The organism is Clostridium sp. YIM B02506, assembly GCF_022324845.1.
GTDB lineage: Bacteria > Bacillota > Clostridia > Clostridiales > Clostridiaceae > Clostridium_T > Clostridium_T intestinale.
Genome location: NZ_JAKGTG010000046.1, coordinates 14756 through 27631, shown reverse-complemented (window position 1 = coordinate 27631; position 12876 = coordinate 14756). Strand labels below are relative to the sequence as shown.

The following is a 12876-nucleotide window of genomic DNA, read 5'->3' as shown; positions in this document are numbered from 1 at the left end:
AAAAGTTAAAAAGTTAAAAAGTTAAAAAGTTAAAAAGTTAAAAAGTTAAAAAGTTAAAAAGTTAAAAAGTTAAGAAGTTAAGAAGTTAAGAAGGAAATCAAGATAACGGAATCATGGCAAATACAGGATTTATTTGTTAGTATTATAGATAAGTAAAAGTAGTGAAAGGATTGAATAAGATGAATGATGTTATAAATGTTATTTCAAATCGTATGTCTCTTAGAAAATATAAGGAAGAAAAGATATCTAAAGAGCATTTAGATATAATAATTGAAGCAGCCATGAGAGCTCCTACTGCTGGCAATATGATGATGTATTCAGTGATTATTGTTGAAGATGAGGAAAAGAAAAAGAAGCTTAGTAAAACTTGTGATGATCAGCCTTTTATAGCAAAGGCACCAACTGTATTGTTATTTTTAGCGGATATGCAAAGATGGTATGATTATTTTGATTATAGTAATGTTAAAGATTATTGTGAACGTAATAATAAAAAATATGCTGGACCAGGAGAAGGCGATTTTGTTTTAGCTATAGAAGACACAATGATAGCTGCACAAAATGCTGTTATAGCTGCTGAATCATTAGGAATAGGATCATGTTATATAGGTGATATTATTGAAAACTATGAGATTCATAAAGAAATGTTTAACCTACCTAAGTGGGTAGTACCTGTAGGTATGCTTTGCATGGGATATTACCCAGGAAATTACAATAGAATAATACAACCTAGATTTGATAGAAAATATATCGTTTTTAATGAAGAATATAATAGATTAAAAGATGAAGATTTCGCAGATATGTTTAAGGATAAAAAAGTAGCTAAAGAAAATATATATAAGGCTGAAAATTTTGGACAATATATGTATGGTAGAAAAATAGGATCAGATTTTTCAAAAGAAATGACTAGGTCAATAAAGGTTATGTTGGAGAATTGGAAGGAAAAATAATTTTCTAATCTAATTTTAATCTTTAACTAATTTTATTATAAGCCTCTGAATTTATACTTTAGATATAGATTAAGAAAAATAAATTTTGGAGGGATAATATTATGATAACAATTGAGCAAATAGATGAATTAAGAGGAAGAGTAGATGTATCTTATGAAGATGCAAAGGAAGCTTTAGAGCAAAGTAATGGAGACATCTTAGAGGCAATTATTTATCTTGAGAAAAACGGAAAAATAAAAGAAGAAGCTAAACAAGAAGAGAAAAAAGAAAGTGGAGCCTCAGATGCAATATGTGGAGTAATATCTTGGTGTAAAAAGGTAATAAGAAAAGGAAACTCAAATTATTTAGAAGTAAGAAAACATGAAAATACAATATTGAAGCTTTCATTAACAATAACATCGATAGTAGTTGTATTAGCACCATATATATCAATACCATTATTACTATTAGCTTTATTTACAGGGCATAAGATTAGATTTCATGGAGAAGATATAGAAAAAACTAGGGCTAATGAAGCTATGGATAAAATGGCTATGGCAACAAACAATATTAAAGAAGAGTTTAGTAAATAGTATTTAATGAATATTAAAAGAGATAACCTTATGGTATAGCAGGTGAATTTGCTATAATAAAGTTATCTTTTTTATTCTTTAGGAGGGTAATTATGAAGGGTAACATACTTATAATAGAGGACGAGATAAAAATAGCTAGATTTGTAGAGATGGAATTAAATTATGAGGGATATAAAGTCACAAAGGTTCATGATGGAAGACAAGGACTCATGAAGGCAAGAAATGAGGAGTTTGATTTAATACTTCTAGATATAATGCTCCCTTCAATGAATGGCATAGAGGTATTAAGAAGAATAAGGGAAGAAAGCGAAGTTCCTGTAATAATGCTTACAGCTAAGGATGAAACTATGGATAAGGTAACTGGACTAGATATGGGAGCAGACGATTATATAACTAAACCTTTTGAGATAGAGGAGCTTCTTGCAAGGATAAGGGTAGCTTTAAAGAGAAAGAAGGTTACTAAAAAAGAAGAACTAAGATATAAAGAGCTATTAATGGACTTAGAGGGTTATAATCTTTCTTATGATGGAGAAAATATAGAGCTTACTAAAAAAGAATTTGAGCTTTTAAGGTATTTGCTTGAAAATAAAAATAGAGTACTGACTAGGGATAAAATTATAGAAACTGTTTGGGGTTATGATTATTTCGGGGATACTAATGTAGTAGATGTATATATACGATACCTTAGAAGTAAAATAGATGACAAATATAATCAAAAAATAATCCATACTTTAAGAGGGGTAGGATATATGATAAAAGATGAAAAATAATAAAGGTAAATATGATAAGGAAATAGAGTATATAACCAATATAGCCACTAAGATTTTTAAAGAATCTGTGAAGCTTATAAAAGAGCAATATAAAGTACTTATAACTAAAGTTAGACTATCAATAGTTCTTAAGTTAAATGTTATGTATGTTTTGGTTTGTCTAAATTTACTTTTCTTTATAAATTTATTCATAACAGGTATTTATGGATACTTTACCTTCACTAAAATAAATAGTAATATAGAAAAATCCTTTGTTACTATATCTAAAGAACTAAAAGAAACAGAGAATTTATCAATAGATAGACTAAATTTATTAAAAGAGACTAATGGTTATGAAATTATAATTTATGATAATAATAAGGAAATTTTATATAGAAATAGTGAAGCTTATATAAATGACTTATCTAAAGATAATGTGAGAGTTTTAGCATATGGTCATTTTAAGTTTCAGAATAATATAAGTGAGGAAACAATAAAAAACAATATTAATAGTATTTTTAATATAAATTATATTTATGATAGAGCCGCTGAGGAGAGTGGTAGTAAGTTTAATATTCAGATAAAGTATAATTTATATGAGGATTTCAGCTTTTTAGGAAATTTTATTTTATGGGTAGTTATCGCAGAGATGGTGTGCTTATTTTTATCTTTAGGTAATGTGAAAAGCAGAAGTAAAAAGATACTCAAGCCTATTGATGATATGAATAAAACCGTTGAGAATATTACCATAAAACAGATAGACACAAGATTAAGTGTAGGTGGAACTCAAGATGAGCTTAAAGATTTAGCAAAAACTTTTAATGGAATGTTAGATAGAATTCAAGAGGCTTATAATATTCAAAATCAATTTGTATCAGATGCTTCTCATGAACTTAGAACTCCTATAGCAGTAATACAGGGGTATGCTAGGCTTTTAGATAGATGGGGAAAAGAGGATAAGGAAGCTCTTGAGGAGTCTATATCAGCTATAAAGTCAGAGGCAAATAATATGAAGGACCTTGTTGAAAAACTATTATTTCTAGCAAGAGGGGATAAAAATACTCAACCAGTTATTATGGAGGAGTTTGATTTAAACTTCCTTGTTGATGAACTTTTAAAAGAAACTAAGATTATAGATAATGATCATAATATAAGTTGTGATAAAAATGAAGTTGTAAAAATATATGCAGATGAGAAGCTGTTAAAGCAAGCTTTTAGAATATTTCTAGACAATAGCATAAAGTATACTCCAAAAGGCGGAAACATTGGTATAAGTACCTATGTTAATGGTAATAATGTAGAAATAGTTATAAAAGATAATGGCATAGGTATTGATGAAAAAGATATTCCAAAAATTTTTGATAGATTTTATAGAGCAGATGAGTCTAGAACTAGAGAAACTGGTGGAAATGGACTAGGGTTATCCATAGCGAAGTGGATAATTATGAAACATAAAGGTAAAATCACAGTTAATAGTTCTCTTAATGTAGGGACAACGATAATAATTAATTTACCTATGAATACTTAAAAAGACTAGCCTTTTATAACTTTTAGTTAGAGGCTAGTTTTTATTTTCTACAAATTTCCATGGTTTTATTTTAGCATATATTTAAAAAAATATATAAATATGCATGAGCTATGTTATATAATTAATGTATAAATAAATTACGAGCTTATTGTACTGGGAGAAAAATTTATGGTCAAACATGACAAAATTAAGAAAAGTAAAAAGTACCAGCTTAGAAGTCAAATATCAATATTTTTTCTGTTAACTATAGTAGCATCAGTACTTATTGTTTATGGATTATCTAATAGTTTTATAATTAGAAATTTTGATTATCTATTAAAAAATCAAGGTCAAGGAAATATGAAGCAAGTTGTTAATGAGTTAAATAATCAACTTATTGACCTAGAGAACTCAGCTAAGGATTATGGCAGCTGGGATGATACATATGAATATGTATCAAATAGAGATAAAAGTTATATAGACTCAAATTATATAGATGAAACTTTTTCACTAAATAATTGGAATTTGCTTTATATTTTTGATAAAGATAAGGAACTAGCTTATGGTAAAGAATTTGATTTACATAATAAGCAGGAAATTAACAAATCAGATGAAATAATTGATTTTATAAAAGGTAAGGAATGGATATTTAATGATATAAGGATTCAAGCTAAGTTAATCAGTTCTCCTAAAGGGAGCATGTTACTAGCAGCTTATCCAATAACTAGAAGTGGCGGACTTGGGAATTCAGTAGGATGGATAGTCTGCGGAAGATATGTTAATGAAAATCTAGTTAATAGTATGGGCGATAATCTTTTAATGAATCTGAAGCTTGATGATAATATTGATAAACCAGGTGACATAACATCAACTACTTATATAAGCGGCAGAGGAATAAAAGCAGATATATGGGTAGACGAAAATGGTAAAAGTGATAAAAGTGTAGGAATTATTTACGATTACGATGGAAATAAGTTAATAAAGATGACAAGCAACATAGATGTAGATATGAATATACTAAATATGGGCACATATGGTGTGTATAAGTATATAGCTACTACTAGCGTAGTTTTACTTGTGTCATTTATATTATTGTTATGGTTAATAGATAAAACAATTTTTAAAAGGCTTAATGAATTAATATATAATGTAGGAAATATAGAAAAAAACAATGATTTTTCTAAAAGAATTTCTATAAAAAGAAATGACGAGATATCTATTTTGGAAACGGGATTTAATAATCTTCTTTCTACAGTAGAGAGAACTCAAAGCGAGATATTATATCAGGCAAAATATGATCAACTAACAGAAACATTTAATAGAGGTGTCTTTTTTGATGATGTTCAGGTGATCTTGGATGATGAGATGAAAAATGGAAATAAATCCGCAATAATTTTTATCGATATTGATGGATTCAAAGATATAAATGATAGTTTAGGGCATAGCACAGGAGATTATATATTAGTTAATGTAGCTGCTAGGATAAAAGAAAAATTGAAAAACTATAATCCTATAATTTCTAGGTTTGGTGGAGATGAGTTTGTTACATTTATACCTAACATAAAATCTTATAAAGAAATAGACAATATATGTAAGGATTTGTTGGATAGAATAAAACAACCTATGTATATTGGTAGGAAAGCCTGCAAAATAACTTGCAGTATAGGGATAAGTATATCTATAGACCATGGAAGTACAGTAGATGATTTAATAAATAATGCAGATGTAGCTATGTATCATGTAAAGAAAAACAATAAAAATAGTTCTATTATTTATAATGAGGACATGAGAAGTAGAATATCACAAGAAATGCTTGAAGAAGCTCTAGATAACAAAGAGTTTGTTTTATATTATCAAAAACAGGTTGACATAACCACTGAAAGAATAGAAGGTGCAGAGGCTTTAGTAAGATGGAACAGTGCTGACAGAGGATTTGTTTCACCAATAGAGTTTATACCGCTAGCAGAAGAAACTGGGTTTATAGTTCCATTAGGAAAATGGATATTAGAAGAAGCTTGCAAACAATGTAAGGAATGGAATGATACTATAGATAAAGATTTTAGAGTATCAGTAAATGTATCTAGTATACAGTTTATGGAGAAGGCCTTTATTAATATGGTTGTAAATACATTAAAAACTACGGGGATAAATCCTAAAAACTTAGAACTAGAAATAACCGAAAGTGTTGCATTATATAAAGAAGAAGAAGTTATAAGTAAATTGGAAGAGTTAAAAAATCTAGGTGTAAGAGTTTCTATAGATGATTTTGGTACTGGGTATAGTTCATTAAAATACCTACAGAAGTTTAAGATTGATGGATTAAAAATAGATAAGGCGTTTATAGATAATATTAACGAAAATTCTAGCATAGCTAAATCTATAATTAACATGGCAGAAAACTTAGGGGTATATGTTATTGCTGAGGGCGTAGAAACAGTAGAGCAGGTAAATTGTTTAAGGTCCCTTAAATGCCAATATATCCAAGGTTATTATTATGGTAAACCTGTACCGCCAGATGGTTTTGATTTGAAGATTTCTTAGGAAAAAGATACTGTGAATGAAATAAATTTATTCACAGTATCTTTTTTGGTTTATTTAGCAGCAGTAATATAGGGCTCTATATCTAATGGTTCAAATGTAGACTCAAATCTTTTAACAATTTGACCATCTTTACCTATAAGAAACTTTGTAAAATTCCATTTAATAGAATCACCTAATAAAGATTCAGGAAATTTTTCTTTTAAGAAAGTATGTAGAAGTTTTCCTGAAGGTGTAGTTGTATCTAGTCCTTCGAATTTAGTATTTTCTTTAAGGTATGTAAATAATGGATGTGCTGAAGGTCCATTTACATCAACCTTTTCTGTTATTGTGAAATTAACTCCATAATTGATTTCACAGAAGTTTTTTATTTCACTTGAATTTCCAGGTTCTTGTTCTCCAAATTGATTACAAGGGAATCCTATAATTTCAAAATCATCATTTTTAAATTTTTGATATAATGCCTCTAAATCTTTATATTGAGGTGTGAATCCACATTTACTAGCAGTGTTAACTATAAGTAGGTTTTTACCTTTGAATTCACTTAAAGACTGTTCTTTTCCATCGATTGTTTTAAAACTAAAATCATAAATTGACAAAATTATCATCTCCTAATTTATATTGCATAAGATTATTATATCACAAATTTAATTGCATGCAATTAAATTGAGAATATATTATAATTATATTAACAAATTAGTATTTATACATTATAATAGGAGTATAATAATCGGGAGGTTTTGACAGGAGGTGACCACTTATGAATAATGATTTTTTAAAACTAGAAAACCAATTATGTTTTTCTGTATATGCTACATCTAGGGCTATTACAAAATTATATCGTCCTTTTTTAAATGAATTAGGAATCACATATCCTCAATATTTAGTAATGTTAGTGCTTTGGGAGAAAGAAAATATAACATTAAAAGATCTTGGAAATAAACTATATTTAGATTCAGGAACTCTTACTCCACTACTTAAAAGATTAGAAAGTATAGGATATATAAAAAGGGAAAGATCTACAGAAGATGAGAGATTGCTTTGTGTATCAATAACCGATAAGGGGAATGAACTTAAAGAAAAGGCTCTAAACATACCTAAATGTATTGTAGAATGTTTAGATTATGATCCAATGCTTTTATTTAAGTTAAAGAAAGAAATTGATTCTCTTCTTTCTAATATAAATAAAGAAGATTAAGCGAGGAAATGAATGAACATCAAAAATAGAATTTTCATCATTTTTGTAATACTTAGTAGTTTTTTAATTTCTTGTGGAGCAAATAAAAATGTTGATACTAAAGAAGTACTTATAACAGGAAAGATAGAACCTAAAATTAAGTCTGGAGAAGTTATCACATTTTATGTTGCTACTGACATACATTACTTATCTAAAAGCTTAACTGATGGAGGAGAAGCTTTTCAAAACTTTATAGATAGCGGAGATGGAAAGCAACTTAAGTATATAGATGATATAACAGATGCTTTTATAAATGATATTAAGAAAAATCGTCCACAAGTTCTTATTATAAGTGGGGATTTAACTAATAATGGGGAAAAGAAAAGTCATGAAGATTTAGCAAAAAAATTAAAAGTAGTAGAGGATTCAGGTACCTCAGTTTATGTTATACCTGGGAATCATGATATATTAAATCCCTGGGCAAGAGAGTTTAAAGAAGATAAACAGTTAAAAACTGACTATATAAGTGACAAGGACTTTGAGGATATTTATGGAGAATATGGTTATAAAGAAGCTATATCTAGAGATAAAAATACTTTAAGTTACTTGTCTGCTCCATCTGAAGATGTTTGGCTATTAATGTTAGATACTTGTCAGTATAAGGATAATGAGAAAAATAAGAAACCACAAACTGATGGTAGGATAACAGATGAAACTTATAAGTGGATAGAAGAGTGTAGGAAGCTTGCAAAAGATAATGATGCTGAATTAGTAACAGTTATGCATCATAATTTAATGGATCATAGTGAGGTAGTAAAGGATGGATTTACTCTTAATGATAATCAAAAAGCTATCAATAACTTTTTGAGTAATGAAATTAAATTTACTTTAAGTGGGCATATTCATGTGCAAGACATAAGCTCTTATAAAAATCCGGAGTCTTCTAAAAAGATATATGATATAACCACGGGAGCTCTAAGCGTATATCCTCAGAAATATAGTGTCTTAAAATATTCAAGCCCCAATAAAGCATTTGATTATAGTACTGAGTGGGTTAATGTTGAAGACTGGGCTAAAGAAAACAAAAATACCGATACTAATTTATTGAGTTTTAAAGAATATTCTAAAAAAGCTTTTGGAGATAAGGCAGCAGATATGGCATATATAAATTTAGCAGATGTTAAGGGATACTCCATAGAGCAAATAAATCTTATGAGTGAAACATTTAAAGAGCTTAATTTAAAATACTTTGAAGGAACAGAAAACATAGACAATGAAAGTATATTAAATTCAGAGGGATATAAATTATGGCAAACTAATCCTCCAGGATTTTTAGCTAAATATATTCAATCGATATCTAGCGATAAGGACACAGATGACAATAACCTTCATATTGACAATAAGTAATTGAAGAAGCATAATAAAACTAAAATAATACCTCTATGAGTATATAGTATCATAGGGGTATATTAATTACTTTTATGATAAGGTTAACATATAAACTTACTACTATAATCCATGGTGGAGGGGATAGTATGCGAAGAATAGATAGTGTTTTTGAAAAGTTTAAGGAGCTTTATGAGGGTAATGGTATAAGTGCTATAGAGGTGGCTAATGCACTAGGGCTTGATAGGGCAAACGTAAGTAGCGATTTAAATAAGTTATCTGAAGAAGGTAAGATAATTAAAATTAAAGGAAAACCAGTACTCTTTACTATGGAAGGGATAGATTATAAGGAAGAATCTACAATAGATAAATTTGCATCAAAAAATTCAAGTTTATATTCTCCTATAGAGCAGGCAAAAGCGGCAGTATTATATCCGCCTAAAGGAATGAATATATTAATTTTGGGAGAAACAGGTGTAGGAAAGTCCATGTTTGCTAACTTAATTTATAAGTATGCAAAAGAAATGGGAAGAATGGATGAAAATTCAGAACTTATAACATTTAACTGTGCAGACTACTCAAACAATCCTCAGCTGCTTATAAGTCAAATATTTGGATCTAAAAAAGGTGCATATACTGGTGCAGACAGTGATAAAGAGGGACTTATAGAAAAAGCAGATGGAGGAGTTTTGTTTTTAGATGAGGTTCATCGACTACCTCCAGAGGGACAAGAAATGTTTTTTACCTTTATAGATAAGGGAACCTTTAGAAGATTAGGTGAAACTGATTTAGAGAGAAATGCTAATGTATTAATTATTTGTGCAACTACAGAAAATCCTGAATCTATGCTTTTAAACACATTTACAAGAAGAATTCCAATGATTATTCGTATACCTAGCCTTAAAGAAAGAAGTTTAGAAGAAAGATTTAATCTTATATGCCAATTTTTTAGAGAAGAGTCCTCTAGACTTGATAGGGATATAAAGGTATCAGTAAATGCAATGAAGGCATTTTCAAGTTATAATTGTCCCAATAATGTAGGGCAATTAAAAACAGACGTACAGCTAGCTTGTGCTAAGGCTTATGCGGATTTTGTTTCTAAAAAGAAAAAGATTTTAAGGATTAATACTATAGATTTGCCCGTTTATATTAGGCAAGGATTATATACTGCAATAGAGCATAGGCAACTTTGGAATAAGCTTGTAGGTATAAATAGTAGATACTGCATATTTAATAATGATAAAGAAGATGTATTATTTCAAGAGTATGAAAATGATGAAAACATATATGATATGTTAGATTTAAGAATACATGAACTAAAAAGCAGGGGGATATCCACTGAAGAGCTTGATAAGGAAATGAGCAAAGATATAGAAGATTATTTTAATAACTATATTTATAATGTTAATAAAAAAAGAGATATATCTAATCTTGAAAGTATAATAGATGAAGAGATAATTAACTTAGTTCAAGAGATTGTTGCATACTGTGAAGATAGACTAAATAAAAGTTTAAGTGAGAAAATATATTATGGATTAGCTGTTCATATAGCTAATTCAATAGAAAGAATTAAAAAGAATCAAAAAATAATAAATCCTCAATTAAACAAAATAAGAACAGAATATAAAAATGAATTCAATATTGCATTAAATTGTTTGAAAATAATAGATAGAATTTTAGATATATCAATGCCTATTGATGAAGCTGCATTTTTAGCTATGTTTTTAGTTTATGATGATAGAAATATTGATGAAGAAAAAGATGAAGTTAAGGTAATAGTTGTTGCTCATGGAGCAGCTACTGCAACTTCTATGGCTGATGCAACTAACAAGCTTTTAGGAACTAATTATGCAATAGGTATAAATGCACCCATAGAAGAAAAACCACAAAAAGTTATAAATAGAATTAAGGATTTTATAATTCAATCAAAAATCAAGTCGGATATATTATTTTTAGTTGATATGGGTTCACTTACAACTTTTGGTGAAGAATTAGAAGAGGAGTTAGGTATAAAAACTAAAACTTTACCTTTAGTTAGTACATTACATGTTATTGAAGCTACTAGAAAAGCCATGATAGGATATTCTTTAGAAGAAGTTTATGAGGAAACTCTAAAAGTAAATACTATTTTAGAAGACGAGTCTCAAAAAATAAAGGAATTATCTGAGAAAATAGATAAATTGGCTATAGTGACTGTTTGTACTACCGGAGAAGGTGGAGCACTTATGGTTAAAAATTTCCTAGAGCAAAATCTTCATTTTGATAAATCTTTAATAGAAGTAATAGCTGTTATGTTTGAAGGCAAGAAAAACATATTAAGAAAAATTAAAGAAGTATCTAAGGATTATAGAATTATATGTATAATAAGTCCTTTTGAATTAGATACACCTATATTACAATATGGTTTAGATAAGGTAATGAGCTCAGAAGTTATAGAAATTCTTCAAAAAGAAATTGATATTGAAACTACTTATATAAAAATGGGGCATACATTACAAAATCAACTTACTAATATTAATGGATTTGAAGTTTTAAATGATATTAAAAGTTTTAATAATACTATTATAGAATCTTTAAGGCTAAAGATATCTACGAATATATTAATCGGAGAAACCTTTCATGTAGCTTGTATGATAGATAGGCTAAAGTCAGGTGGAAGTACAAGATCTTTTAAAGACAAGGAAATATATATAGAAAAAAATGAAGAATTTTTTAGAACAATTAAAAATGTGACTGCAATGTTAAACACTAAATATTCTATAAAAATATCAGATGATGATATTTGCCGTATAGTAAGTTTTTTAAATGAGCATAATTAAAATATAAAAAAAGTGATTATATATGATAACAAAATTAAGTTTTGTTTCTATATAGTCACTTTTTTATCTGTGTTGGCATCATAGTTGCTATATAATATTACGTAAATAAAATAACACAAATAATATAAAGTAGGAGAGGATGACATAGATGGACTACCAAGATATAATATTTCAAATCATTGTAAATGGCGGAGATGCAAAAAGCTATGCAATGCAAGCCATAAAACAAGCAAAAGCAGGGAGCATAGATGAAGCTAAGAAATCTCTTAAAAGTTGTTCAGAATCTTTAGAGAAGGCTCATAATATGCAAACTGGTTTAATTCAGGAAGAAGCCGCAGGAAACGCTCAAGAAGTTACACTTCTTATGGTTCATGCACAAGATCACTTTATGAATGCTATGACAGTTAGGGATTTAGCACAAGAATTTATAGACATGTATGAGAGTATAGCAGATATTAAAAAGCTATTAAAGTAAAAGTGTGTTGATATAAAACACAGATTAGATATAAGTAACACACATATAAAGGAGGTGAGCTTTTGGAAGAGAAAAGTAAGGTGTTAGATAATATATTAGCAGGAAAGTTAGTAGCAGTAGTTAGAGGAAAAGATAAAGAAGAAGGTAGCAAGATTATTGATGCCTGTAGGGAAGCAAAACTTTCTTTAATAGAGATTACTTATACTAATAAGGATGCTTCAGAACTTATAAAGAAATATAGCATGGATGAAGAATTATGCGTTGGAGCAGGAACTGTTGTTAATGTTGAGACTGCTAAAAATGCAATTAAAAGTGGAGCAAAGTTTATAGTTGGACCAAATTTTGATGAGGACTTAGCGATATATTGCAATGAAAATGAAATTTTATATATACCAGGCTGTTTAACTCCTACTGAAATTATTAGGACACAAAAATATAATTGTAAAATTGTAAAACTTTTCCCAGGAGAACTGGTTGGACCTAAATATATAAAAGCAATAAAGGCACCTATTCCAGATATAAAAATAATGGTTACAGGAGGTGTTGATAAAGAAAACATTAATCAGTGGCTAGAAAATGGAGCGGAAGCTCTAGGGATAGGAAGTCTATTAACTAAAGATACAGATTTACAACATGATAGTATAGTAAGTAATGCTAAAGAGTTTTTAGAAAAAGTTAAGTAACAAAATTGTAATGAGGTGAAAAG

General features: G+C 28.6%; 11 protein-coding genes. 10 read left to right on the top strand and 1 reads right to left on the bottom strand.

Annotated elements, in window-relative coordinates:
* The first annotated feature begins 179 nt into the window (after positions 1-179).
* The 5 genes from L1S49_RS21905 (at position 180) to L1S49_RS21885 (ending at position 6316) form a co-directional block, all read left to right on the top strand.
* The gene (locus tag L1S49_RS21905) at positions 180-947 is read left to right on the top strand and encodes a nitroreductase family protein (protein ID WP_238907421.1); all 768 of its coding nucleotides are present in this window, start codon (positions 180-182) and stop codon (positions 945-947) included.
* A gap of 101 nt (positions 948-1048) precedes the next feature.
* Positions 1049-1519, top strand: a complete 471-nt coding sequence (locus L1S49_RS21900) for a DUF4342 domain-containing protein (protein WP_238907420.1) — start codon at positions 1049-1051, stop codon at positions 1517-1519.
* Between the two features lie 92 nt (positions 1520-1611).
* Positions 1612-2289: a response regulator transcription factor gene (locus L1S49_RS21895; RefSeq protein WP_238907419.1), complete on the top strand. Its 678-nt coding sequence runs from the start codon at positions 1612-1614 to the stop codon at positions 2287-2289.
* Entirely contained in the window at positions 2279-3796 is a 1518-nt protein-coding gene (locus L1S49_RS21890) for a HAMP domain-containing sensor histidine kinase (RefSeq protein ID WP_238907418.1), read from the top strand. Before L1S49_RS21895 ends, L1S49_RS21890 begins: the two co-directional genes overlap by 11 nt.
* A 168-nt stretch (positions 3797-3964) precedes the next feature.
* Positions 3965-6316 carry an EAL domain-containing protein gene (locus L1S49_RS21885; RefSeq protein WP_238907417.1) on the top strand — a complete coding sequence of 784 codons (2352 nt, stop codon included), beginning with the start codon at positions 3965-3967 and terminating at the stop codon, positions 6314-6316.
* A 50-nt stretch (positions 6317-6366) separates the two neighbouring features.
* On the opposite strand, the gene L1S49_RS21880 is transcribed toward L1S49_RS21885, so the two are convergent.
* Complete coding sequence (locus L1S49_RS21880; protein ID WP_238907416.1) at positions 6367-6912, bottom strand: glutathione peroxidase; 546 nt, start codon at positions 6910-6912, stop codon at positions 6367-6369.
* A 161-nt stretch (positions 6913-7073) separates the two neighbouring features.
* Between L1S49_RS21880 and L1S49_RS21875 the strand changes: the two genes are divergently transcribed.
* The 5 genes from L1S49_RS21875 (at position 7074) to eda (ending at position 12853) form a co-directional block, all read left to right on the top strand.
* Complete coding sequence (locus L1S49_RS21875) at positions 7074-7511, top strand: MarR family transcriptional regulator (protein ID WP_021804135.1); 438 nt, start codon at positions 7074-7076, stop codon at positions 7509-7511.
* Positions 7512-7523: 12 nt separating this feature from the next.
* Positions 7524-8897, top strand: a complete 1374-nt coding sequence (locus L1S49_RS21870) for a metallophosphoesterase (RefSeq protein ID WP_238907415.1) — start codon at positions 7524-7526, stop codon at positions 8895-8897.
* 128 nt (positions 8898-9025) lie between these two features.
* Positions 9026-11695, top strand: coding sequence for a sigma-54-dependent transcriptional regulator (locus tag L1S49_RS21865; protein ID WP_238907414.1), 2670 nt, complete (start codon positions 9026-9028; stop codon positions 11693-11695).
* A 148-nt stretch (positions 11696-11843) separates the two neighbouring features.
* Positions 11844-12170 carry a PTS lactose/cellobiose transporter subunit IIA gene (locus L1S49_RS21860; protein ID WP_021804138.1) on the top strand — a complete coding sequence of 109 codons (327 nt, stop codon included), beginning with the start codon at positions 11844-11846 and terminating at the stop codon, positions 12168-12170.
* Positions 12171-12232: 62 nt separating this feature from the next.
* A complete protein-coding gene (eda, locus tag L1S49_RS21855; RefSeq protein WP_238907413.1) occupies positions 12233-12853 on the top strand; it encodes a bifunctional 4-hydroxy-2-oxoglutarate aldolase/2-dehydro-3-deoxy-phosphogluconate aldolase in 621 nt (206 codons plus the stop codon).
* The last annotated feature ends 23 nt before the right edge of the window (positions 12854-12876 follow it).